This window comes from Stenotrophomonas sp. AN71, from assembly GCF_050435725.1.
GTDB lineage: Bacteria > Pseudomonadota > Gammaproteobacteria > Xanthomonadales > Xanthomonadaceae > Stenotrophomonas.
This window is the reverse complement of the sequence record NZ_JBNDKU010000005.1, coordinates 119,470-143,098: the sequence shown is the minus strand read 5'-3', so window position 1 is coordinate 143,098 and position 23,629 is coordinate 119,470. Positions and strand designations below refer to the sequence as shown.

General features: G+C 65.4%; 20 protein-coding genes and 12 tRNA genes. 6 read left to right on the top strand and 26 right to left on the bottom strand.

Annotation, left to right across the window (positions count from 1 at the left end):
• Positions 1-8 precede the first annotated feature (8 nt).
• Positions 9-1,055, top strand: a complete 1,047-nt coding sequence (locus ABH900_RS10285; protein ID WP_429622751.1) for a glycosyltransferase family 9 protein — start codon at positions 9-11, stop codon at positions 1,053-1,055.
• A gap of 71 nt (positions 1,056-1,126) precedes the next feature.
• Here ABH900_RS10285 and ABH900_RS10280 read toward each other — a convergent pair whose 3' ends face one another.
• Together ABH900_RS10280 and ABH900_RS10275 are read right to left on the bottom strand one after the other, a co-directional pair.
• Positions 1,127-1,531, bottom strand: coding sequence for a DUF6165 family protein (locus tag ABH900_RS10280; RefSeq protein WP_429622750.1), 405 nt, complete (start codon positions 1,529-1,531; stop codon positions 1,127-1,129).
• Positions 1,532-1,837: 306 nt separating this feature from the next.
• Positions 1,838-1,928 (bottom strand) — tRNA-Ser (locus tag ABH900_RS10275).
• 165 nt (positions 1,929-2,093) lie between these two features.
• Between ABH900_RS10275 and ABH900_RS10270 the strand changes: the two genes are divergently transcribed.
• Positions 2,094-2,798 (top strand): PP2C family protein-serine/threonine phosphatase, encoded by a 705-nt coding sequence (locus ABH900_RS10270; protein ID WP_429622749.1) that lies wholly within the window; start codon positions 2,094-2,096, stop codon positions 2,796-2,798.
• A gap of 157 nt (positions 2,799-2,955) precedes the next feature.
• Here ABH900_RS10270 and dnaQ read toward each other — a convergent pair whose 3' ends face one another.
• Genes dnaQ through ABH900_RS10255 form a run of 3 tightly spaced genes read right to left on the bottom strand, consistent with a single transcriptional unit; the run spans position 2,956 to position 4,801 of the window.
• A complete protein-coding gene (dnaQ, locus tag ABH900_RS10265) occupies positions 2,956-3,687 on the bottom strand; it encodes a DNA polymerase III subunit epsilon (protein WP_429622748.1) in 732 nt (243 codons plus the stop codon).
• A gap of 4 nt (positions 3,688-3,691) precedes the next feature.
• Positions 3,692-4,144 (bottom strand): ribonuclease HI, encoded by a 453-nt coding sequence (gene rnhA / locus ABH900_RS10260; RefSeq protein ID WP_429622747.1) that lies wholly within the window; start codon positions 4,142-4,144, stop codon positions 3,692-3,694.
• Positions 4,145-4,156: 12 nt separating this feature from the next.
• The gene (locus ABH900_RS10255) at positions 4,157-4,801 is read right to left on the bottom strand and encodes a methyltransferase domain-containing protein (RefSeq protein ID WP_429622746.1); all 645 of its coding nucleotides are present in this window, start codon (positions 4,799-4,801) and stop codon (positions 4,157-4,159) included.
• Between the two features lie 11 nt (positions 4,802-4,812).
• Here ABH900_RS10255 and gloB point away from each other — a divergent pair, with 11 nt between their 5' ends.
• Together gloB and ABH900_RS10245 are read left to right on the top strand one after the other, a co-directional pair.
• The gene (gene gloB, locus ABH900_RS10250) at positions 4,813-5,577 is read left to right on the top strand and encodes a hydroxyacylglutathione hydrolase (RefSeq protein ID WP_429622745.1); all 765 of its coding nucleotides are present in this window, start codon (positions 4,813-4,815) and stop codon (positions 5,575-5,577) included.
• The gene (locus tag ABH900_RS10245) at positions 5,574-6,773 is read left to right on the top strand and encodes a transglycosylase SLT domain-containing protein (RefSeq protein WP_429622744.1); all 1,200 of its coding nucleotides are present in this window, start codon (positions 5,574-5,576) and stop codon (positions 6,771-6,773) included. The genes gloB and ABH900_RS10245 overlap by 4 nt, the downstream gene beginning before the upstream one ends.
• A gap of 169 nt (positions 6,774-6,942) precedes the next feature.
• Here ABH900_RS10245 and ABH900_RS10240 read toward each other — a convergent pair whose 3' ends face one another.
• The 17 genes from ABH900_RS10240 to ABH900_RS10160 all read right to left on the bottom strand — a co-directional run bounded on the left by ABH900_RS10240 (position 6,943) and on the right by ABH900_RS10160 (position 17,664).
• On the bottom strand, positions 6,943-8,898 hold the full coding sequence (locus tag ABH900_RS10240; RefSeq protein WP_429622743.1) for a peptidyl-prolyl cis-trans isomerase: 1,956 nt from the start codon (positions 8,896-8,898) through the stop codon (positions 6,943-6,945).
• Positions 8,899-9,075: 177 nt separating this feature from the next.
• Positions 9,076-9,152, bottom strand: a tRNA-Asp gene (locus tag ABH900_RS10235).
• A gap of 106 nt (positions 9,153-9,258) precedes the next feature.
• Positions 9,259-9,335: transfer RNA gene (locus ABH900_RS10230), tRNA-Asp, on the bottom strand.
• A gap of 87 nt (positions 9,336-9,422) precedes the next feature.
• A tRNA-Asp gene (locus tag ABH900_RS10225) sits at positions 9,423-9,499 on the bottom strand.
• Between the two features lie 84 nt (positions 9,500-9,583).
• Positions 9,584-9,660, bottom strand: a tRNA-Asp gene (locus ABH900_RS10220).
• Positions 9,661-9,686: 26 nt separating this feature from the next.
• A tRNA-Val gene (locus ABH900_RS10215) sits at positions 9,687-9,761 on the bottom strand.
• Positions 9,762-9,772: 11 nt separating this feature from the next.
• Entirely contained in the window at positions 9,773-10,045 is a 273-nt protein-coding gene (locus ABH900_RS10210) for an HU family DNA-binding protein (protein WP_004146343.1), read from the bottom strand.
• 219 nt (positions 10,046-10,264) lie between these two features.
• Complete coding sequence (lon, locus tag ABH900_RS10205) at positions 10,265-12,718, bottom strand: endopeptidase La (protein ID WP_429622742.1); 2,454 nt, start codon at positions 12,716-12,718, stop codon at positions 10,265-10,267.
• A gap of 142 nt (positions 12,719-12,860) precedes the next feature.
• Positions 12,861-14,150, bottom strand: a complete 1,290-nt coding sequence (clpX, locus tag ABH900_RS10200) for an ATP-dependent Clp protease ATP-binding subunit ClpX (RefSeq protein ID WP_429622741.1) — start codon at positions 14,148-14,150, stop codon at positions 12,861-12,863.
• 126 nt (positions 14,151-14,276) lie between these two features.
• Positions 14,277-14,903 (bottom strand): ATP-dependent Clp endopeptidase proteolytic subunit ClpP, encoded by a 627-nt coding sequence (gene clpP / locus ABH900_RS10195; protein ID WP_004146318.1) that lies wholly within the window; start codon positions 14,901-14,903, stop codon positions 14,277-14,279.
• A 76-nt stretch (positions 14,904-14,979) separates the two neighbouring features.
• On the bottom strand, positions 14,980-16,275 hold the full coding sequence (gene tig, locus ABH900_RS10190) for a trigger factor (protein WP_429622740.1): 1,296 nt from the start codon (positions 16,273-16,275) through the stop codon (positions 14,980-14,982).
• Between the two features lie 193 nt (positions 16,276-16,468).
• A tRNA-Leu gene (locus ABH900_RS10185) sits at positions 16,469-16,553 on the bottom strand.
• A 240-nt stretch (positions 16,554-16,793) separates the two neighbouring features.
• A tRNA-Lys gene (locus ABH900_RS10180) sits at positions 16,794-16,869 on the bottom strand.
• Between the two features lie 197 nt (positions 16,870-17,066).
• Positions 17,067-17,142 (bottom strand) — tRNA-Lys (locus tag ABH900_RS10175).
• 79 nt (positions 17,143-17,221) lie between these two features.
• Positions 17,222-17,298 (bottom strand) — tRNA-His (locus tag ABH900_RS10170).
• 173 nt (positions 17,299-17,471) lie between these two features.
• A tRNA-Arg gene (locus tag ABH900_RS10165) sits at positions 17,472-17,548 on the bottom strand.
• 39 nt (positions 17,549-17,587) lie between these two features.
• A tRNA-Pro gene (locus ABH900_RS10160) sits at positions 17,588-17,664 on the bottom strand.
• A gap of 180 nt (positions 17,665-17,844) precedes the next feature.
• Here ABH900_RS10160 and ABH900_RS10155 point away from each other — a divergent pair.
• Together ABH900_RS10155 and ABH900_RS10150 are read left to right on the top strand one after the other, a co-directional pair.
• Positions 17,845-18,603 carry a Bax inhibitor-1/YccA family protein gene (locus tag ABH900_RS10155; protein WP_429622739.1) on the top strand — a complete coding sequence of 253 codons (759 nt, stop codon included), beginning with the start codon at positions 17,845-17,847 and terminating at the stop codon, positions 18,601-18,603.
• Between the two features lie 300 nt (positions 18,604-18,903).
• Positions 18,904-19,524: a flavin reductase family protein gene (locus tag ABH900_RS10150; RefSeq protein WP_429622738.1), complete on the top strand. Its 621-nt coding sequence runs from the start codon at positions 18,904-18,906 to the stop codon at positions 19,522-19,524.
• A 3-nt stretch (positions 19,525-19,527) separates the two neighbouring features.
• Here the strand turns inward: ABH900_RS10150 and ABH900_RS10145 are convergent, their stop codons facing one another.
• From ABH900_RS10145 to ABH900_RS10130, 4 genes are all read right to left on the bottom strand, one after another.
• Positions 19,528-20,289 (bottom strand): sulfite exporter TauE/SafE family protein, encoded by a 762-nt coding sequence (locus ABH900_RS10145; RefSeq protein ID WP_429622737.1) that lies wholly within the window; start codon positions 20,287-20,289, stop codon positions 19,528-19,530.
• Between the two features lie 25 nt (positions 20,290-20,314).
• The gene (locus ABH900_RS10140) at positions 20,315-21,223 is read right to left on the bottom strand and encodes a LysR family transcriptional regulator (protein ID WP_429622736.1); all 909 of its coding nucleotides are present in this window, start codon (positions 21,221-21,223) and stop codon (positions 20,315-20,317) included.
• Between the two features lie 52 nt (positions 21,224-21,275).
• Entirely contained in the window at positions 21,276-22,019 is a 744-nt protein-coding gene (locus ABH900_RS10135; RefSeq protein ID WP_429622735.1) for a cysteine hydrolase family protein, read from the bottom strand.
• Positions 22,020-22,283: 264 nt separating this feature from the next.
• Positions 22,284-23,288, bottom strand: a complete 1,005-nt coding sequence (locus ABH900_RS10130; RefSeq protein WP_197584860.1) for an isocitrate dehydrogenase — start codon at positions 23,286-23,288, stop codon at positions 22,284-22,286.
• Between the last annotated feature and the right edge of the window lie 341 nt (positions 23,289-23,629).

The following is a 23,629-nucleotide window of genomic DNA, read 5'->3' as shown; positions in this document are numbered from 1 at the left end:
AACAACACATGGCATCAGCGTCCTCCTCCTTGTGCCTCCTGCGCCTGTCCGCACTCGGCGATGTCACCCATGTGGTGCCCGTGGTGCGCACGCTGCAAGCCGCGCGTCCGGACACGCCGATCCACTGGATCATCGATAAGGTCGGCCAGAAACTGCTCGACGGCCTGCCTGGCGTCACCTTCCATGCCTACGACAAGAAGAGCGGCATGGCCGGGGTCAAGGAACTGCGCAAACAGCTGCCAGCGGGGCGTTTCGAAGCGCTGCTGCAGATGCAGGTCGCCTTCCGCGCCAACCTGCTGTCGGCCTTCATTCCGGCCGAGCGCCGCATCGGCTACGACCGCAGCCGCTCCAAGGACCTGCACGGACTCTTCATCAACGAGCGCATTCCCGACCGCCCGGGCATCCATGTACTGGATGCCATCGGCAGCTTCTGCGAGCCGCTGGGACTGCGCCAGACCGAGGTCAGCTGGGATCTGGCCGTGCCGCAGGCCGCCTATGCGTGGGCCGCCGCGCAGTGGCAGGATGATGGCTGCCCGGTGCTGATGATCTCGCCCTGCTCCAGCCACGTGCGCCGCAACTGGTACGCCGACCGCTACGCCGCCGTCGCCAACCATGCCGTCCAGCGCGGCTGGCAGGTGGTGCTATGCGGCGGCCGCAGCGAACTGGAGCGCAGCATGGCCGACGCCATCCAGGCGCAGCTGCACGCGCCGGCACTGGACCTGGTCGGCAAGGACACGCTCAAGCAGCTGCCCGCCCTGCTCGCCCGCGCCAACCTGGTAATGACCCCCGACTCGGGCCCGATGCATATCGCCAACGCGATGGGCACCAAGGTGCTGGGCCTGCATGCGGCCAGCAATCCGAACCGCAGCGGCCCGTACTCGGACCGGCGCTACTGCGTGGACCGTTACGACGATGCCGCGCGCAAGTACCTGGCCAAGCAGGCGGCCGATCTGAAGTGGGGCACCAAGATCGAGTTCGACGATGTGATGGAACTGATCACCGTCGAAGACGGCATCGCCGCCTTCGAGCGCTACGTGGCCGACCATCTTGGCTGAGTGGGCAGACTGAGTGACCGGGCAGCCCCATCCACGCGTGGCATGGATCTACTGCTTCGCAATGCCGGGGATTACGCGCGCTGCGTGTAATCCTGGTAGGACTTCTCTTCCACGTACGCCGAGCCCAGCGCCAGATTGATCGCCTTCTTGATGCGCGCACGTTCGTCGTTGCGCAGGTAGACGCTGCGGGCAAGGTCGATGAAGCCCTGGTCGAACGCCTGCGCCTTCTCCTTCAACCGGATGTCATCCTCGATGTCCCACAGCTGTTCGTTGACCGCCTTCAGCTCGGCACGCAGCGTGGCGATGTCCTTCACCGCCGCCGGGTGTGCCATCCAGGTCTGGTCGAGTGCCGACAGCTCCCTGCGCACATTGGCCAGCTTGCCCTCGTCACTGATGCGCTCGGACTTGATCTGCAGGATCGAGATCTTGTCCAGCAGCTCACCGAAAGAAACGGGAACAAGGATTTCAGCGGTCATCAGGAAAAGCTCCAGCAGGTGATGCAGTCAGTTTAACCCGCAGCTCGCGATGGAATGGGTAGGTCCACGCCATGCGTGGATGGTCCAGCTCGGCAGGAAGCATCCATGCATGGCGTGGATCTACTGATGCATCCGGGGGAACAAGCCCTTCTGTCGCGGGCTGCCCCGACAGGGGCGGGGAGCGGCCGGCAAAGGGAGGGGCCCACGCGTTGCGCAGCAACGTGTGGGGCGACGCGCAGAGCGCGTCGCGTCCCGCGCCAGATAAAAGAAAAAGGGCTGCCTTTCGGCAGCCCTTTTTCTTTTATCTGGCGGAGAGGGGGGGATTCGAACCCCCGAGGCGCTATAAACGCCTGCCTGATTTCGAGTCAGGTACATTCAACCACTCTGCCACCTCTCCGGGTGGCCCCGGCGAACCGGGGACGCGCATCATACGAGGAAGTGAGGCCGACGACAAGTCATTCCGGCCGACGAAGTGAAAATTTCCTGAGTGCATGCCTTGCCGGATGCCCGCGCGCCCCCGATGATGCCTGTCTCCCCGGCAATACCCCATCCGCTACCCACCATGATCGAATTCGGACACCTCACCCATCCCGGCCTGCGCCGCGAGCTCAACGAGGACACCTACTACGGTGACAGCGAGCTGGCCCTGTGGCTGGTGGCCGATGGCATGGGCGGCCACGCCTGCGGCGAGGTGGCCAGCGCGCTGGCGCGCGAGACCATCGTCCGTGAGATCCGCCGTGGCGCGCCGCTGGCGCAGGCCATCCGTACCGCCGACGAGGAAATCATCCGTGCCTCGCGCCGGCGCAACGACACGCTGCCAATGGGCACCACCGTCGTCGCCGCGCGCGTGCTCGGCAACCGCTATGAAGTAGCGTGGGTGGGCGACAGCCGCGCCTACCTCTGGCGCGATGGCCAGCTGGCGCAGCTCAGCCAGGACCACAGCGTGGTGCAGGAACTGGTCGCGCAGGGCAACCTGACCGCCGAGCAGGCGCGTGCGCATCCGCATCGCAATGTGGTCACCCAGGCGCTGGGCGTCACCGACCCGGCACATCTGAATGTCGCCACCACCAGCGGCGAACTGCGCCCGGGCATGCAGCTGCTGCTGTGCAGCGACGGCCTGACCGAGGAGGTGGACGAACCTGGCATCGCCCGCACCCTGGCGTTCGAGGATGCCAGCGCACAGGAATGTGTGGATACGCTGGTGGCCGCGGCGCTTGATGGCGGCGGCCGCGACAACATCAGCGTGATCCTGGTGCGCTGCCACTGAGCCTGATGCATGGGCCGAGCACGGGCTCGGCTCTACAGTAGATCCACGCCATGCGTGGATACGGCAATAGCGTGATCCCGGTGCGCTGCCAGTGAGCCTGACGCACGAGCCGAACACGGGCTCGGCTCCACAGTAGATCCACGCCATGCGTGGATGTTTACGCGCTGGCGGGCGCTTCCAGCTTGGGCCCGTCCCACAACGCGTGACCGGCCTTCTTGCGCAGCCGTTCCAACCGCGCGGTGTGCGCTTCCAGTTCCGAAGCCGTGGCCACCACGCGCGGGCGCGGCAGCAGCGTGCTGGTATCGAACGCCTGCAGCGCCGCACCGGCACCGCCACCCTCCTCATCCCCCAGACCAAAGCCGATCTCTTCCTGGCCCGACGTCAGCGCGATGTAGACATCACCCAGGATCTGCGCATCAAGCAGGCCGCCGTGCAGCGCACGGTGCGAATTGTCCACGCCCAGCCGCCTGCACAGCGCATCCAGCGAGTTGCGCTGGCCCGGGAAGCGCTCGCGCGCCATCGCCAGGGTATCAATCACCGTGCAGCGGTCGGTGATCTTCCCGTACTGCGGGCCCAGCAAGGAAAGCTCGTTGTCGAGGAAGCCCAGATCGAACGCCGCGTTGTGGATGATCAGTTCGGCGCCATCGATGAACGCCAGGAACTCCTCGGCGATCTGGGCGAACTCCGGCTTGTCATCGAGGAACTCCAGGGTCAGGCCGGTGACTTCCTGCGCGCCCTGTTCGAATTCGCAGTCCGGCTTGATGTACTGGTGGTAGTTGTTGCCGGTCGGGCGGCGTTTGAACAACTCCACGCAGCCGATTTCGACGATGCGGTTGCCCTTCTTCCACTCCAGGCCGGTGGTTTCGGTATCGAGGATGATCTGACGCATGGGCTCAGTTTACCGGGCTGGAGTCGCGGACCTGGATCGCCGCATTGCGGGCCAGGGTATCCACCCGCTCATTGTCCGGGTCACCGGAGTGGCCCTTCACCCAACGCCAGTCGATCTGGTGCCGCAGCGTGGCCGCATGCAGGCGCTCCCACAGCTCGCGGTTCTTCACCGGGTCGCCGCCGGCCGTCTTCCAGTTCTTGCGGATCCAGCCGGCCATCCACTGGGTCAGTCCCTGCCGCACGTACTGCGAATCGGTGTACAGCACGATATCGCAGGGCTCGGTCAGCGCTTCCAGGCCGGAAATGGCCGCCATCAACTCCATCCGGTTGTTGGTGGTATGCGCTTCGCCGCCACTGAGTTCGCGCTCGTGGTCCTTGTAGCGCAGCAGCGCGGCCCAGCCGCCAGGGCCGGGATTGCCAAGGCAGGAACCGTCGGTGTGGATTTCGATGGTTTTCAATACAACTCCAGATCAGGTAGCGACGGTGCCGTGCCAGCGTACCGGCAACGGTTTCGGCCCAGGCAGGGCCAGCGTGCGTTTTTCAGCGTGGAACAGGCAGGCCGCGCGAAGGGGCGCCCAGCCCCCGGGGCCACGACTGCCGGCGCCGCGCCAGAGTGGGCCGAGGTAACGCATATCGTCACACTCCAGACCGTGGCGGCCGAGCAGCAGGCGGATCCGCTGCGGCGTGCGCACCACCAGCCCATGCTGGCGCCAGCGCGTGCGGTAGGGACTGAACGGATTGAGACTGCTCAGCCACAGATGGCCTCCGGGCATCAGCACGCGCTCGCATTCGTCGAGCAGCCGATCAGCATCGGCAGCGGTGACATGCTGCAGGACGATCGCGTTGACACTCTCGTTGGCCAACGGCAGCGGCAAGGCACAGCGGCTGTCGCCGGCATAGCCCTGCCCCTGCCGGAACAGGCGCAGACCGCGCCCGCCCAGTTGCGCATCTTCCAGCCAGGCCGCACTCGGCGCGATCCACAACCAGGGCTGCGTGGGCAGCACCGACAGCTGCGGCAGCAGCAACTGTCGTTCCAGAACGCGCAAGGCCACCGCCGGTTCGCTGTCGAACCACGGGGCCTGGCTCGCTTGACGGGTGCTCTGCAGCGCGGGCATGGTCCAATTCTATGCGACTGACCGCCCTGCCCGCATTTGCGGATAACTACATCTGGACGCTGATCGACGACGAAGGCGCCGCCGTGGTCGTCGATCCCGGCGACGCTGCGCCGGTACTCGCCCTGGCCGCCCAAGGCCTGCGCGTGGATACGATCCTGCTCACCCACCACCACGACGACCACATCGGAGGCGTACCTGCACTGCAGGCGCATTTCCCTGGCGTGCGGGTGGTGGCGCCGGAAGAGGAACGCATCCCGACCGCCACCGAGCGGGTCGGCGAAGGTGAACGCGTTCAGGCACTGGGCCGGACGTTCCACGTACTATCCGTGCCCGGGCATACCCGCAGCCACATCGCGTTTCACACCGCTGAACATCTTTTCAGCGGAGATTCGTTGTTCAGCCTGGGCTGTGGACGCCTGTTCGAAGGTACGCCGTCCCAGCTTCTGGCATCGATGCGCAAGCTGGGTACCTTGCCCGCGCAACTGCTGCTTTGTTGCGCTCACGAGTACACCGTGTCAAATGCCGTCTTCGCGCGGCATGTCGACCCCGCCAACGCTGCCCTGTGGCAGCGCCAAGAGGAGGCTTTGGCCATGCGCCGCGATGACCGTTCCACCCTGCCGGTAACCCTGGCCAACGAATTCGACTGCAATCCGTTCCTGCGTGTGCACACCGCGCCAATCCGCGCGGCGGTGTCGGCGCACCTGGGCCGCGACGTCGTTGACGACGTCGACGTCATGGCCGGTCTCCGGCACTGGAAAGACGGCTTCCGCGCATGATGCGCCGAAGTCTGCCGCTGGCCCTGGGCCTCGCCCTGGGGTTGGCAGGAACCGCCGGTGCACAGTCGCTGGGCGCCGGCATCAGCCAGAACCTGACCGCCGCCGCGGCCCTGCCGCTGGATGCGGCGGCACTGCCGGCCGCCTCCGTGCGCAATGGCCAGGAGATCTTCACCAGCTTCCGCGACGGCCTGGCCGAGCCCAGCTGCGACGCCGAGGCGACCAGCCCGCGCTGGCAGAAGCAGTTCGCCCACGCCCCCTCGCGCCTGGCCAACCAGGATGACGATGCACTGGTGCTGTTCGGGTATGTGGTCGAAGAGCTGCGCAAGGCCAACCTGCCTACCGAATTTGCGCTGATTCCCTTCGTGGAAAGCGGCTACCGCCCCAACGCCCGCAATGGCAGCGGCCCGACCGGCCTGTGGCAGTTCATCGCCACTACCGCGCGCAACCACCGCGTGCCGATGGCCAACGGCTACGACGGCCGCCTGTCGGCGGTCGATTCGACCCAGGCCGCGGTGCGTTACCTGAAGACGCTGCACGGCATGTTCGGCGGCGACTGGCGCCTGGCCACCATGGCCTACAACGCCGGCGAGTACCGCGTGCTGCAGTCCATGCGCAAGGCCGGCATGAACGCGCAGAACGCCAAGCCGTCGGCGCTGCCCGGCCTGTCGCCGGTCACCCATGCCTACGTCGAGAAGCTGCATGCCCTGGCCTGCGTGCTGGAAGACGTGGAAGACCAGCCTGGCGTGATGGCCTCGCTGGACCGCACCGTGCCGGTGCTGAAGGACCACACCCTCCCCGCCGGCACCAGCGTCCAACAGTGGGCCGCACAGCGCGCCCTGGACCCGGCCAGGATCGCCCGCCTCAACCCCGCGCTGGCCTCCGGCGGCCGCGCTTCGGGCACCACCCGCGTGCTGGCGCCGGTCTCGGCTGCCAATGCGACGGTCGTGGAGACGGCAACCGCCCTGGTCGCCAGCGCCGCACCGGTTGCCGCCGCAGCGCCGGCACCGCAGGTCGCCAAGACCGTCGCGGCAATCGCCGATCGTCCGCGCAGTCGCCGCCACACCGTGCGTGATGGCGAGTCGGCCTGGACCATCGCCCGCCGCTACGGCATGCCGGTGAAGGCCCTGCTGTCGCTGAACGGCCTGAGCGGCAGCAGCGTGCTGAAGCCGGGCGCCGTGCTGCGCGTGGAAGACTGACGCACACGCCAGGCGCTGCATCCAAAGCCGAGCCATGCTCGGCTTTTTTCTTATCCCGTCCGGCTGCTTCGCAACACCGCCCGTAGCGTCGAGCAGGCTCGACGCTACGTGGCGACCACAAAAAAGGCCCGGCGATGCCGGGCCTTTTCGTTCCTGCTTGTCGCGAGGCTTACAGGTTCGCTTCGGTGGTCTGGATCACGAACTTCTTGCGCATCGTCTCGATGTAGCCCTTCGCAGCAGCCATGCCATCGATCTGGCTCAGCTGGTCCTTCAGCTGCTTCTGCTGCTCGGCCGTCACTTCCTTGATGTCGCCCGGGTTGACCTTGTTCACCGCGAACAGCAATGCATGGCCGTTGACGTCAACCTTGCCATAGCTCGGCTTGCCCTCGGCCGGCGCCGGCGCACTGAAGATCGCGCGGTTGATTTCCGGGGTCGGCACCGGCTGGCTGCGCGGCAGGCCCGGCATCGGGCTCAGCTGCAGCTTTTCCGTGGCCGCCAGCGACTGCAGGGTGGCACCACCCTTCAGCTTGGCCAGTACGGCATCGGCAGCCTTGTCGCTGGCCTGGCGCTGGCGATCGGCGCGGATCGCGGCGATCACCGACTCACGGGCCTTGTCCAGCGGCAGCGCCTGTTCCGGGGTATGCGCGGCCACGCGGATCACCACGCTGTGGTTGGTGGCGCCGCCCAGGGCAATCGGGTCGCTGGCAGTACCGTCCTGCACCAGCACGTCGGAGAACGCAGCGCGCAGCACGGCCGGATCAGCGGCAATGCCACTGGCGGTGGCACGGGTGATCGGGCCCAGGGTCTGCAGCGGCAGGTTCACTTCCTTGGCGGCAGCGGTCAGGTCGCTCGGGCTCTTGTTGATGGCATCGACCAGACGGCCGGCCAGCTCGTTGAAGCCACGCTCGCCATCGGCCTTCAGCTGCTCGGCAGCCAGCGTGTCACGCACTTCCTCGAACGACTTGCCCTGGCCGCCGCGCACCGCCGCCACCTTGATGATGTGGTAACCGAAGTCGGTCTTCACCGGGCCGATCACCTCGCCCGCCTTCGCGGCAAACAGCGCGTCCTCGAACGGCTTCACCATCGCACCGCGCTCGACCCAGCCCAGGTCACCGCCCTGGTCCTTCGAGCCCGGATCTTCCGAATTGGCCTTGGCCAATGCGGCGAAATCAGCGCCCGCCGCCTTCGCCTCGGTGGCGAGCTTGGCCGCCTTGGCTTCGGCACCGTCGCCGGTGATCAGGATGTGCGAAGCCTGGCGCTGCTCCGGCGAGGTGAACTTCGCCTTCTCGTCTTCATAGCGCTTGCGCAGGGTGGCTTCGTCGGCCGCGGTCGGCGCCGGCAGGTTGGCACCATTGATCTCGACGTACTCCAGCGACACGGTTTCGGCCTGGCGGAAATCCTTGCCATGGCTGTCGTACCACTGCTTGATCTGCGCGTCGGTGACCGGCGCGGTATCGGCTGGCACGGGCGGCAGCGCGGCCAGTTCGACGTCGCGGGTTTCGCCGAGCAGCTTCAGCAGGCGCTCGGTCTCGGCCTGGGTGACGAAGCCGGAGTTCTGCAGGCCCGCCGGAATCACCGATTGCTGCAGGCTCTCGCGCACCAGCTCCTGGAACTGGCTCGGCGTACGCGGCGGGTTGCCACCGGCCAGGGCCAGGCGGTAGTTGTTCTCATTGAACTTGCCGTTCGAATCAAGGAAGGCCGGCATGGTCGCGATGTACTCGCGCACCGCGCCATCACCGATCACCACGCCTGCCTGTTCACCGACCAGGCGCACGACCTGCTCGTCGATCAGCTGATCGAGAACGGCCATCTTGTTTTCGTTGCTTTCGAACGCGCGCGGGTCGAAGTTGTCGCCCTGCTGCTGGCGCTCGCGCATGCGCTCCTGCTCAAAACGGGTACGGAAATCCTGCGCGCTGATCTCGTGGTGCTGCCACAGCATGCGCACCGGCCACCACGACGGCGCCGAACGCCACCAGGTCGGCGGAGCGGAAACCTTGGCCACGTTCTGAGCGCCAACGCCACCGAGGTAGCTGTTGTCGATCACGAACAGGAACGGAATCATCAGCAGCCCCAGGATCACGGTGACGATCCAGCCTGAGGTCTTGTCGCGGAGTTTCTGCAGCATAGTGAGGAGTCACAAGGCCTGATTGGCGAGCCCGGCAGTGTAACCCGCTTCGCCGCAGGGACCAAAAGCAGCGCCGGCGCGGCCTGCGCGCGTTCCGGCAGCGTGCGCCGCGGTCATCGCGGTCATGCCGATGACGCAAAGAAAAAGCCCCCGGCTTGCGCCGAGGGCTTTTAAAGTTGGCGGAGCGGACGGGACTCGAACCCGCGACCTCCGGCGTGACAGGCCAGCATTCTAACCAGCTGAACTACCGCTCCGCACTGAAACTTTGCAGGTGTCCAGTATATCCGAAGACTCTCTGGAAACCCAGCCCGATGAACACTTTTTTCAAAGTTTTTTCACAGGGACTTAAGAATTCTGCAATGGCGGAGCGGACGGGACTCGAACCCGCGACCTCCGGCGTGACAGGCCAGCATTCTAACCAGCTGAACTACCGCTCCGTTCTTGCAAAAACCTTTTCGTCTTCGCCCCACAACCTCCGGGGAGAAGACAAGGCCCCCAGCTTTGGACCGGGGGCCTCGATGTAGTGGCGGAGCGGACGGGACTCGAACCCGCGACCTCCGGCGTGACAGGCCAGCATTCTAACCAGCTGAACTACCGCTCCGCGTTGTTACCGCTTTTGTTTCCTGCCGGCCTGGACCGGTGAGAAAACAAAGCCTCCAGCTTTTGGCCGGAGGCCTCGTTGAAGTGGCGGAGCGGACGGGACTCGAACCCGCGACCTCCGGCGTGACAGGCCAGCATTCTAACCAGCTGAACTACCGCTCCACACTCAAACTTTTACCGTGGTGCTGTGGTGGGTGCTGAGGGTTTCGAACCCCCGACCCTCTCCGTGTAAAGGAGACGCTCTACCGCTGAGCTAAGCACCCCAGCGAGCCGCTTAGTTTACAGCATCCTTCAGGGCCTTACCAGCCTTGAACGACGGATTCTTCGAAGCAGCGATCTTGATGGTGTCGCCGGTCTTCGGGTTGCGGCCGGTGCGGGCAGCACGGTCGCGGACCTGGAAAGTACCGAAGCCAACCAGGGTGACCGCATCGCCGTCCTTCAGCGCCTTGGTGACGGCAGCAACGACGGCATCGACAGCGCGGCTGGACTCGGCCTTGGTCAGGTCGGCAGCTTCAGCAACGGCATCGATCAATTCGGTCTTGTTCATTCTCTACAACTCCTTTGGCGGTGGGTTCCGCGTATTCGACAGGGAAGCAACCGCACGCGATCTGCGTGCGGCCGCCATGTGGAAACGGTTCGCCGAATTCAGTGATCGCCAGACTGCGATCACTCATTCGCGAGTGCTGCTTTTATACCAGCGGCCCTACCCCCACGCAAGCTGGAAAGCCAGCAACGACGCGGGTTTCAGGCCATTGGACAGCGCGCGTCAATGCTTGACGCGCGCGTTTCCACTCGGTTTGGCCTTGCTGCGCACCGTGACACGTTGCGCACTCTTGCGCGCCTTCTTCGGTGCCAACGGACGCTCAAGCGCCAGGTCCAGGACCTCTTCAATGTACTTCACCGGCACGATCTTCAGATCGCGGGTGACGTTGGCCGGGATGTCGGCCAGGTCCTTGCGGTTCTCTTCCGGGATGATGACCGTGCGGATGCCGCCACGCAGTGCAGCCAGCAGCTTTTCCTTCAGACCACCGATGGCGGTGACGCGGCCACGCAGCGTGATCTCACCGGTCATCGCCACCTCGGCACGCACCGGCACCTTGGTCAGCATCGACACCAGCGAGGTGACCATGGCCGCACCCGCACTCGGGCCGTCCTTCGGCGTGGCGCCATCGGGCACGTGCAGGTGCACGTCGTGCTTCTGCAGGAACTCCGGGTCGATACCAAAGCCGACCGCACGCGAACGCACCACCGACAACGCCGCCGACGCCGATTCCTTCATCACGTTGCCAAGCTGACCGGTCAGGATCAGCTGGCCCTTGCCCGGCACCAACGTCGATTCGATCTGCAGCAGATCGCCACCCACTTCAGTCCACGCCAGGCCGGTGACCAGGCCGATCTCGTTCTCTTCCTCGGCACGACCGAAGTCGAAGCGACGCACGCCCAGGTACTTGTCCAGGTTCTTGCCGGACACGCTGACCAGCGCCTTGGCCTTCTTCGCGCCCTTCTTCGCTTTCACTGCCGGCTGCGGGCCGGCCAGCGCGATTTCCTTCACCACCTTGCGGCAGATCTTGGCGATCTCGCGTTCCAGGTTGCGCACGCCCGATTCGCGCGTGTAGTAACGCACGATGTCCTGGATGGCATCGCCGCCGATCTCCAGCTCTTCCGGCTTCAGGCCGTTGGCCTTGATCTGCTTGGGCACCAGGTAGCGCGTGGCGATGTTGAGCTTCTCATCCTCGGTGTAGCCCGGGATGCGGATCACTTCCATGCGGTCCAGCAGCGGGCCCGGGATGTTGAGCGAGTTCGAAGTGGCCACGAACATCACTTCGGACAGGTCAAGGTCCACTTCCAGGTAATGATCGTTGAAGGCGTTGTTCTGCTCCGGGTCGAGCACTTCCAGCAACGCCGACGACGGATCGCCACGGAAGTCCATCGACATCTTGTCGATCTCGTCGAGCACGAACAGCGGGTTCTTGCTGCCGACCTTGTTGAGGTTCTGCACGATGCGGCCCGGCATGGAACCGACGTAGGTGCGGCGATGGCCACGGATCTCGGCCTCGTCGCGCACGCCACCCAGCGACATGCGCACGAACTTGCGGTTGGTCGCCTTGGCGATGGACTGGCCCAGCGAGGTCTTGCCCACGCCCGGCGGCCCGACCAGGCACAGGATCGGGCCCTTCATCTGCTTCACGCGCGACTGCACTGCCAGGTACTCAAGGATGCGCTCCTTGACCTTCTCCAGGCCGTAGTGATCGGCATCGAGCGTGTCCTGCGCGGCCTTCAGGTCCTTGCGCACCTTGCTGCGCTTCTTCCACGGCACGCCCAGCAGCCACTCCAGGTAGTTGCGCACGACCGCCGCCTCGGCCGACATCGGCGACATCTGCTTGAGCTTGTTCAGTTCGTTGCGCGCCTTGGCTTCGACGGGCTTCGGCATGCCGGCCTCGGCGATCTTGCGGGCCAGCTCTTCCAGCTCGCCCGGCGCGTCGTCCAGGTCACCCAGTTCCTTCTGGATGGCCTTCATCTGTTCGTTGAGGTAGTACTCGCGCTGGCTCTTCTCCATCTGCGACTTCACGCGGCCGCGGATGCGCTTTTCCATCTGCTGCACATCGATCTCGCCGTCGACCAGGCCGACCAGCATTTCCAGGCGATCGCTCACCGCCAGCGTTTCCAGCAGGCGCTGCTTGTCGGCCAGGCGCACGCTGATGTGCGCAGCGATGGTGTCGGCCAGACGTGCCGGCTCGTCGATGCCGGACAGGGTCTGCAACAGCTCCGGCGGCAGCTTGCGGTTGGTCTTTACGTACTGCTCGAACAACGACATCAGCGAACGGGCGATCGCCTCGACCTCACGCGCTTCGCGTTCGTCGGTCGCATCGATCTCCACGGCCTGGCCGTGCAGCGAGCCGTTGCGCTCGTCGACGTGGGTGACCTGCACGCGCGACAGGCCTTCGACCAGCACCTTGATCGTGCCATCGGGCAGCTTCAGCAGCTGCAGCACCTGCGCCAGCGTACCGACCTGGTAGAGATCGGCCGCATGCGGGTCGTCGGTCTCGGCCGACTTCTGCGCCAGCAGCAGGATGCGCTTGTCCGCTTCCATTGCCTGTTCGAGCGCGTGCATGGACTTGTCACGGCCGACGAACAGCGGGATGACCATGTGCGGGAACACCACTACGTCGCGCAGCGGCAGGACCGGCAGGTCGAGGGTTTCACTTGGGGAACGGGCCATGGGGGCTCCAGGGAAGGGGAAAACCGCCTCCGGGAGGGCATCTTCCGGAGACAAAAAAAGCCGATGGCCCCGTTATGGGGCCATCGGCTTTCAGATGCAAGGCATTCCTTGAAAATCCTTTCCAATCAACAACCTGGAAGGATCACTCGGCGCCTGCGGCCTTCTGTTCAGGGGCCGCCGGGGTCTGGTAGATCAGGTACGGCTCGGACTTGTGCTCGATCACCGATTCGTCCACCACCACCTTGCTGACGTTTTCCTGCGACGGCAGGTCGTACATGGTGTCCAGCAGGACCGATTCGACGATGGTGCGCAGGCCACGGGCACCGGTCTTGCGCTTGAGCGCCTTCTTGGCAATGGCCGACAGCGCGTCCGGACGGAACTCCAGCTCGACGTTCTCCATCTCGAACAGCTTCTTGAACTGCTTGGTGATGGCGTTCTTCGGCTCGGTCAGGATCCGGATCAGGGCCGGCTCGTCCAGCTCCTCCAGGGTCGCCACCACCGGCAGGCGGCCGACGAACTCGGGGATCAGGCCGAACTTGATCAGGTCTTCCGGCTCGACTTCGGCCAGCACCTTGCCCACTTCCTGCTTGCGCTCGCTACTCTTCACCTTGGCGCCGAAGCCGATGCTGCCAACGTCGGTGGAGCGGGCCTGGATCACCTTGTCCAGCCCGGCGAACGCGCCGCCGCAGATGAACAGGATGTTCTTGGTGTCCACCTGCAGGAATTCCTGCTGCGGGTGCTTGCGGCCACCCTGCGGCGGAACGCTGGCCACGGTGCCTTCGATCAGCTTCAGCAGGGCCTGCTGCACGCCTTCGCCGGACACATCGCGGGTGATCGACGGGTTCTCGCTCTTGCGCGAGATCTTGTCGATCTCATCGATATAGACGATGCCCTGCTGCGCCTTCTCGACGTCGTAGTCGCACTTCTGCAGCAGCTTCTGGATGATGTTCTCCACGTCCTCGCCCACGTAACCGGCCTCGGTCAGCGTGGTGGCGTCGGCCATGGTGAACGGCACGTTGAGCAGGCGGGCCAGGGTCTCGGCCAGCAGGGTCTTGCCCGAACCGGTCGGGCCGACCAGCAGGATGTTCGACTTCGCCAGTTCGACGTCGTCGTTCTTCTGCCGGCTCTCGATGCGCTTGTAGTGGTTGTACACGGCCACGGCCAATGTGCGCTTGGCGCGGTTCTGGCCGATCACGTACTGGTCGAGGACCTCGAGGATCTCGCGCGGCTTGGGCAGCGAGCTGCGCGCCGACTGCGCCTTTTCCTCAAGTTCTTCACGGATGATGTCGTTGCACAGCTCCACGCATTCATCGCAGATGAATACGCTCGGACCCGCAATCAGCTTGCGCACTTCATGCTGGCTCTTGCCGCAGAAAGAGCAGTAGAGGATCTTGCCGGTGTCCGTGGAACGACCTTGGCGGTCTTCGCTCATGCTTCGCTTACCCAGTTACCCCACCCGCTGAACGGGGGTTCGATTCGAGAATAGCACAGGGCCGAGGGGACACCAGTCCCGCCCGACCCTGCAGGAACGGGGCCTCCATGGCCCCGTGAAGGCCGGTCAGCCAGCCTGGATCGACTCATCCGGACGACGCTCCAGGACCTGGTCGACCAGACCATAGGCCTGCGCCTCGAAGGCGCTCTTGAAGTTGTCGCGTTCGGTATCGCGGGCGATCGTCTCCAGCGACTGGCCGGTGTGCTTGGCCAGCACCTCGTTCAGGCGCGAGCGCAGCGTCAGGATCTCACGCGCATGGATGTCGATGTCGGTGGCCTGGCCCTGGTAGCCGCCCAGCGGCTGGTGGATCATCACGCGCGAATTCGGCAGCGCGTAGCGCTTGCCGGCTTCACCCGCGGCCAGCAGCAGGGCGCCCATCGAGGCGGCCTGGCCGATGCAGGTGGTGCTCACGTTCGGCTTGATGTACTGCATGGTGTCGTAGATCGCCATACCGGCGGTGACCACGCCACCCGGCGAGTTGATGTAGATGTTGATGTCCTTTTCCGGATTTTCCGATTCCAGGAACAGCAACTGCGCCACCACCACGTTGGCCATGTGATCGTCGATCGGGCCCACCAGGAAGATCAGGCGCTCCTTCAACAGGCGCGAATAGATGTCGTAGGCACGCTCGCCGCGGCTGGTCTGCTCGACCACCATCGGAACCAGGTTCAGGGCTTTGGTTCGGTTGTCCATTACGTGAGGTACCTATCTTGGGGGGAAACAACCCCGCGCCGGCAAAGGCGCGGGGAATGCGGTGATCCGCCCGGACTTACTGGCGGATCGCGTCCTGGAAGGACAGCTTCTCTTCGGTGTGCTGGGCGCGCTCGGCAATCCAGTCGATCACCTGCTCTTCCATCACGCGGTTCTGCAGGCCAGACATCAGCTGGGGGTCGTTGCGGTACATCTCAATGACCTGCTCCGGCTCTTCGTAGGTCGAAGCGATCAGGCGCATCGTTTCGTTCAGGCGCTTGGCTTCCAGGCGCAGGTCGTTGGTGCGGGCCACTTCACCGACCACCAGGCCGACCAGCACGCGCTTGGCGGCGGCATCCTTGAAGCCTTCATGGGCATCGGCCGGGATTTCGCCGACGTTCTGGCCATTGCGGCGGATCTGCTCGACCTGCTGGGCCAGCATGGCACGGGCTTCGTTCTCGACCAGGCGCGGCGGCATTTCCACCGAGGCGTAAGCCGCGATCAGCTGCTCGCCGACTTCGCGGCGCAGGCGGTTCATCAGGGCGCCCTTCAGCTCACGCTCCAGGTTGGCGCGGATGTCGCTGCGGAACTGCTCCACATCGCCACCCTTCACGCCGAAGCTCTTGATGAAGGCTTCGTCGACCGCCGGCACGACCGGCTCGGACACTTCGACCACCTTGACGGTGACCTGCACGGTCCTGCCGGCCAGCACCGGCACGCGCCAGTCCGCCGGGAACTCGACGTCCAGGGTCTTCTCTTCACCCTTGGCCAGGCCGACCAGGCCCTTTTCGATGGTGTCGAACATCATGCCCTGGCCGAGCACGATCGACCCCTTCTCGGTGCCTTCGGCCGGCAGGCGCTCTTCGCCGGCCTGCGACCAGGTTTCCACCGCGACCAGATCACCGTCCTGAGCGCCACGGCTGACCGGGGCCCAGGTACGACGCTGGTTCTGCAGGTTTTCGATCATCTGGTCGATGTCGGCATCGTTGATCTCGGCGCTGTGGCGCACGACGGTCAGCTTGCTGACGTCGATGTCACCGAAGTCCGGCACCACTTCCACGGTGGCCACGAAGGAGAACTCGCCCTCGTCACCCTTGTCGATGCGCGGGCTGCCGACGATGCGCAGGTCGTGCTCGCGCACGGCGGCATCGAAGGTCTCGCGCAGCAGGCCGTCCAGCGCCTCGCCACGGACCTGCGCGCCGAAGCGCTGCTCGATCACCTTGGCCGGCACCTTGCCCGGACGGAAACCCTTGATGCGGGTGGTACGGGCGATTTCGCCCAGGCGGCCGACGATGTGGCTCTGCAGACGGTCTTCCGGCAGCGAGAAGCTCAGGCGGCGTTCCAGGTTGCCGGTGGATTCGATCGAAGCTTGCATGTTGACTCCTGCCACCGGTGGCCCAGGCCCCCGGCTCGATGATTGGAATGAAACGGTTGTGTTGTAAGGACACGACGTCTGGGACGCGCCTGCTTGCCGCAGCCCTTTAGTTTCGCCCAATTCGGCCTGCACTGCCAGCGCGTGCCGGTCAAGGGGGCGCAGAGGGCCCATCAGGGTGGGGACAGGCCGGCACTGGTGCGAAAGGGGGGACTCGAACCCCCACGCCTTACGGCACTGGAACCTAAATCCAGGGCGTCTACCAATTCCGCCACTTTCGCGTGGCCGGCACAGGCGTTCATTGTCGCAGGCGGGCGCGGGAAGCGAAAGTCCTGCACAAAGCTGAATCCGATGAACTGCGCACACCCCTGACACCGCGCCGCCTACAGATGGATGCCCGCTGCGCCAGATCATCGTCATGCCTGGACGATGCCCACCCATCAGTAGATCCACGCCATGCGTGGATTTCGCCGACACCCAGGCAAGAAAAAAGCCACTTGGCGAACCAAGTGGCTTTCGTCTGGTGGGCTGTCAAGGATTCGAACCTTGGACCTATTGATTAAGAGTCAACTGCTCTACCAACTGAGCTAACAGCCCGAAATCGGGGCGCGAATTATGACCCGATCCGCTCGGTGGGCGCAAGCACTTTTTTCAACATCGTTGAAACCAGCATTGCGGTCCCGCTACCGCCGCAGGCCCATGAAAAACAGGGCTCCGCTGCGCGTGATCCATCGAAACGAAGGAGTCACACTTATAAGAAAAAAGCCACCTGGCGCGCCAGGTGGCTTCTGTCTTGGTGGGCCGTCAAGGATTCGAACCTTGGACCTATTGATTAAGAGTCAACTGCTCTACCAACTGAGCTAACGGCCCGTGAAACTCAGACGCACATTGTAGCGTGCTTTCTGTTTATTGCAATACCGTGTCGGCAGTGCCGATGCGGTTGAATCAGTGGGGTGGCTGAGGGGATTCGAACCCCCGACCACCGGAATCACAATCCGGTACTCTAACCAACTGAGCTACAGCCACCACTGAAACTTTCGCCCCTTCGCCGATGCCGCCGCGCAGGGACTTCAAACCATTGCCTGGGGACTGTCACCGAAGTTCCGGTCCGCCGAAGCTAGTCCGATATTCTGGTGGAGTCCTTGCGCATTTGCAAGCACTTCTTCACATCCGCAGATGCGACCCCGGTGCCTCGCCGATGGCGCGCCCGACAGGAATCGAACCTGTAACCGCCGGCTTAGAAGGCCGGTGCTCTATCCAGTTGAGCTACGGGCGCCCGAACCGGAACGGTGTCCAATCCGACGTGGCGTGGGATTGGTCGGGGTAGAGGGATTCGAACCCCCGACATCCTGCTCCCAAAGCAGGCGCGCTACCAGACTGCGCTATACCCCGTTCTTGCAATCCCCTCGGGCCGAGCCCGCGGAGCTGGTCATTGTCGCCAAGCGCATCATGAACTGTCAACGCAAGCGCCTCGAACCTGACGCCTGCCACGGCACCGCGCATAGTCATCGGCTATGCTCGCGGTCATCGGCCGGATGGCCGTCCCGACCCTCATCCGCACGGAGAACACGCATGCGCAGCGGCAACCCGGCTCTTTCCGAGTCGACCTTCCTCGATCTCGCCAGCGGTTCGGTGGTGACCAGCCCCGACCAGGTGATGACCCTCAACGGCACCGCCAACAAGACCGGCATCCTGCTGCTGTTGACCGTGCTGACCGCGGCGTTCGCCTGGAGCCAGTCGGTCGACGAGTACGGCCAGGTCATGGCCGCGGCCAAGTTTTACGCCATGGGGGGCGCGATCGGCGGCCTGGTGCTGGCGCTGATCACCATCTTCAAGAAGGAATGGTCGCCGGTCACCGCGCCGATGTACGCGCTGGTCGAAGGCCTGTTCCTGGGCGCCGTGTCGGCACTGTTCAACATGAAGTACCCGGGCATCGTGTTCCAGGCCGTGCTGCTGACCTTCGGCACCCTGGCCGCACTGCTGTTCGCATACCGCAGCGGCGTGATCAAGGCCACCGAGAACTTCAAGATGGGCCTGGTGGCCGCCACCGGTGGCATCGCCCTACTCTACCTGGCTTCGTTCGTGCTCGGCTTCTTCAACATCAATGTGCCGGTGATCCACGACGCCAGCTGGCTGGGCATCGCTTTCAGCCTGTTCGTGGTGGTGGTGGCTGCACTGAACCTGGTGCTGGATTTCGACTTCATCGAAACCGGCGTGGCCCAGCGCGCGCCGAAGTACATGGAGTGGTATGGCGCATTCGGCCTGATGGTGACCCTGGTCTGGCTGTATGTGGAGTTCCTGCGACTGCTGTCGAAGATCCAGCAGCGCTGAGTCCAGCCGCGCCGTAAACGACAAGCCGCGATCCGCGAGGGTCGCGGCTTTTTTGTGGGTCGCGCCTGCTCGGCTGTTTCAGACGGTAGAGTCGAGGGGGGGGGGGGGGGGGGGGGGGCGGGGGGGGGGGGGGGGGGGGCGCGGGGGGGGGGGGGGGGGGGGGGGGGTGGGGTGGGGGGTGCACCAGCACCGGGGGGGGCGGGGGGGGGGGCGCGCCCCCCCCCCCCCCCCCCCCCCGCGCCCCCCCCCCCCGGGCCCCCCCCCCCCCCCCCCCCCCCGACTCCACGGAACAAGACTCCCATGCCCGACACTTTCCACAGCTACCGCCCGGCAGAGGGCCACCGCCTGCCGCATGACCCGTTCAACGCCATCATCGGCCCACGCCCGATCGGCTGGATCTCCAGCCTCGATGCCGAAGGCACGTTGAACCTGGCGCCCTACAGCTTCTTCAACGCCTTCAACTACACCCCACCGATCATCGGCTTCTCCAGCCAGGGGCGCAAAGACTCGCTGCGCAACATCGAAGCCACCGGTGAGTTCGTCTGGAACCTGGCCACCTTCGAGCTGGCCGAAGCCATGAATGAAAGCTGCCGCGCCGTGGCGCCGGAGGTCGATGAGTTCGCCCTCGCCGGCCTGACCCCGCTGGCATCCACGCAGGTCGCGCCACCCCGTGTGGCACAGAGCCCGGTGAGCATGGAATGCCGCTGCACCCAGATCGTGCGACTGCGCGACGCCGCCGGCCAGGACACCAACGGCTGGCTGGTGCTGGGCGAAGTGGTCGCGGTGCATATCGATGCACGGCTGCTGGTCGATGGCATTTACGACACCGCGGCCGCTGCCCCGATCCTGCGTGGCGGCGGCCCCGCCGACTATTTCCGCATCGGTGCCGAGCAGCGCTTCCGCATGTTCCGACCGGCCTGAGCCTCAGCCCGCGACAGGTCGCGCCAGCAACACCGGCAGCGACGAAGCCAGCAACGCGATACCCGAGGCGGTCAACAGGCTCAGCACAAGCTGCCGGAAACGTGCCTCGCTGATGCCGATGTAGACGCGTGCGCCCAGCAGGGTCGGCACCAGCATCGCCGGCGCCACGATGGCGAAATACGGCAGCATCTGCCACTCCACCAGACCACTGCCGACGTAGATGGCCATGGTCACGGCCAGCATCGCCAGGTTGAAGTTCTGGATGACCGCGCGCTGCTCGTCCTTGGCGAAGCCGCGCAGCGTGCTCCACAGCGTCGGCACTGGCCCGGCGAAGCCGCCGATGCCACTGAGCACACCACCGGCCATGCCGGCGATGGCATCGCCGACACGCCCCCCGACCGTGATCGGTGGCAATGAGCGCGCCATCAACATCACCGGGCACCACAGCGCCAGGAAGCCCCCCAGCAGCGCCTTGAACCAGTCCATGTCCAGCTGCGGCAACACCATCACGCCCAGAGGAATACCGGCCAGGCCGCCCAGCACGAACGGCAGCAGCAAGCGCAGATTGAAACCGCGGCGCACGGTGAACACCGCAACCAGCTGTCCGACCAGCGCGCCGAACACCGACAGCGTGGCGGCCAGCCGCGGCTCCAGCCCCCACGCCCAGAACGACATCGCCACCATGCCAAAGGCGAAGCCGGACAGACCCTGCACGAATCCGGCAACGATCGCGCCGAGCGCGACCAGCAGATACACCGACTCCATCACCACCCTCGCTTTGGCCGCGCGGCTACCCTGTCGCGCCGACCTGCGCAGCGTAGTGCGCGGCGAGGTGATCGACCAGCGCACGCACCTTCGGTGCCAGCGCGCGGGCATGCGGATACAGCGCGAAATAGCAGCGTTGGCCGGCATGCCAGGCTGGCAGCACGCGGATCAGGCGACCGGCCCGCAAATCCTCCTGCACGGTGAGCGCGGTGAACAGACTGATGCCCATTCCCGCCAACGCAGCCGCATACAGCGCCGGCGTAGCATCCACACGCAGGCGCTGTCCTGCTTCGATACTCGCGTTGGCGCCGCGCGGACCTTGCAGCTGCCATGGCGACATCGCCACGGTGGGACTGAAGCCCAGCAATGTGTGCTGCAGCAGATCCACGGCCTGCCGTGGCAAGCCGTGCTGGGCCAGGTAGGCTGGCGCCGCCACCAGGATGCGCGGGCAACGCGCCAGTTCGCGCGCGACCAGCTGGCTGTCCGGCAACGATGGCGCAATGCGCAGGGCCAGGTCGAATCCCCCTCCGACCACATCGACCAGCTGGTCATCGGCGGACAGGTCCAGCGCCACCTGCGGGTAGCGCTGCAGGAAAGACGGCAGCCAATGCGGCAGTTCCTGGCTGGCCACCACCTGCGGCACGCTGATCCGCACGGTACCGCTGGGCTGTGCCTGTCCGGCGCGGGCGCGGTCATCGGCTCCCTGCAGGCGGTCCAACAGCAAAGCGGCTTCGCGGTAGTAGCCGCGCCCGGCTTCAGTCAGTGACAGCCGGCGGCTGTTGCGATCGAGCAGGCGCACCTGCAGGTGCTCTTCCAGCTGGCGCAGCTGCCGCGACATCGCCGAATGCGTGGTACCCATGCGTTCTGCGGCAGCGGTGAAACTGCCGGTGTCGACGATGGCGCGCAGCGCACGCAGGGCGGCGAAGTGATCCATCGGCGGCGACTCCACGTGGCGGGGCCCACGGCGCGCGGGCCCCGCCAGCTTATCAAGCGCCGTCGCCAGCCTTGCGCACCGGCAGCGCCAGGATCGCATCGGTGCTCATGACATCGCCGAAGGCATCCTCGATCTGCGCCAGCGAGGCGTCATGCAGCGCACGATGGCCGATGCGGCCGCCACCGGCCAGGTCCAGGTCTCGGCTGGCGCTGGCATCGGAGACGACGACCACCCGATAGCCGCGGGGTGCGGCCGCCGCATCGCGTGCGGCACCCGCCACGCAGGCATGGGTCTGCAGGCCGGTGACGATCAGGGTGTCGATGCCGGCGTCCTTCAGCACCGTGTCGAGCACGGCTGCCGAAGCACCGGCGAACACACTGACATTGTCCTTCTGCACCACGGTTTCGCCCTGGCGCGGCTGCAGGTCACGATGGAAAGCGGCATTGACGCTGCCCTGCGCGAACAGCGGCGCACCGGCCGGCAGCACGTGCTGCACGTGGATCACGCGGATGCCATGGGCATCGGCGAACTCGACCACACGCTTGGCCTGGCGCAGGGCGGCCATGCCATCGGGAATGACCATGCGGCCACCGGCAAAGCCTGGTGCGGCCTTGGCATCGAAATACTCGTTCTGGAAGTCGATCACCAGCACGGCGGTCTTCGCCACATCCAGCGAGGCGGTGACCGGCGCGCCGGCCATGTGGCGGATGGTGGGATGGGCCGGCTCGGCGGCGGCAACCGGGATGGTGGTGGCCATGCCGATCAGGCCGGCCAGGCCAAAGGCGGTGAGGTTCATGTTCGAGTTCCTGTGCAGTGGATGTGGGGCACAGGATGCGGAGCGCGGTGCGCACGAACCAGCCGCTTTGAAGCACATGATCTGTGCAGAATTCGCACAGATCGCGCCCTGTAGAGCCACCCCATGGATGGCTGCGGGCCGAGAGGCTCCGTCATCCACGCATGGCGTGGATCTACCGAATCATTCACCCATTGTGTGGACCCGCAACGCAACGGGGCGCCCGAAGGCGCCCCGCTGTGGATCCAACCGAGGTCGATCCGCCGCTTACAGGCGGGTGGCGATGGCCTTGGCGAAGCTCATGGTGGTGCCGGTGCCACCCAGATCGCCGGTCAGCGAATCCTTGGCTTCCATGGTCGCCACGATGGCCTTGCGCAGGCGCTCGGCGTTTTCCGGCTGGCCGACATGGTCCAGCATCTGCGCGGCCGCCAGCAGCAGCGCGCACGGATTGGCCTTGCCCTGACCGGCGATGTCCGGCGCGGTGCCATGCACGGCTTCGAAAATCGCCGCATCCTTGCCGATGTTGGCACCCGGGGCCAGGCCCAGGCCGCCGACCAGGCCGGCGCACAGGTCGGAGATGATGTCGCCGAACAGGTTGGTGGTGACGATCACATCGAACTGTTCCGGACGCATCACCAGCTGCATGCAGCAGTTGTCGACGATCATTTCCTGGAACTCGATGTCCGGGTACTGCGCGGCCACTTCACGGGCGACGTTCAGGAACAGGCCCGAGGTCGACTTGATGATGTTGGCCTTGTGCACGGCGGTGACCTTCTTGCGGCCGACGCTGCGGGCCAGCTCGAAGGCATAGCGCACGATGCGCTCGGAGCCCTTGCGGGTGATGCGGGTACCGGAGAAGGCGGTCTCGCCATCGGCGGACACTTCCTGGCCTTCGGCAAGGTACGCACCTTCGGTGTTCTCACGAACGGTGATCAGGTCGACGTTGTCGAAACGCGACTTGGTGTTCGGGAAGGTGTGGGCCGGACGCACGTTGGCGTACAGGTCGAAGTGGCGGCGCAGGCTGACGTTGATCGAGGTGAAGCCACCACCAACCGGCGTGGTCAGCGGGCTCTTCAGCGCGACCTTGTTGCGCGCGATCGATTCCAGGGTCACTGCCGGCATCAGATCGCCGTGCTTCTCCAGGGCCACCAGGCCGGCGTCGGCGTCTTCGTACTCCAGGCCAGTCTTGAGCTGGTCGAGCACGAACAGGGTAGCGTCCATGATTTCCGGGCCAATGCCGTCGCCGCGGATGACCGTAATTTTCTGCGTCATTGATCGATGTTCCGAACAGGGGGAAAAACGCCGTCCGGACGTGCCCGGAAACGCCGGCGCAAAGGAAGTTTCACCGGCAATTATGCCTGAGCCGGGGCCGAGGTCCCAAATAGACCATGGTCCCAGTCCCCGGCTCAGGCAGAATTGCCCGCGCATTCCTCCTCTACCCCCGCCTGTCGGCGCGCCCCTGCAAATCGCTCTGCGGCTTGCCCGCGCATTCCACCTTATCCCCGCGCCTACCGGCGCGCCCTTGAACAACAAGGGGGCTATTGGTCAGGGAGATCGCGGGGAAGGCCTGGCGGTAGTGCCGGCCGCTGGCCGGCAACCCCGGCCAGGTCGGG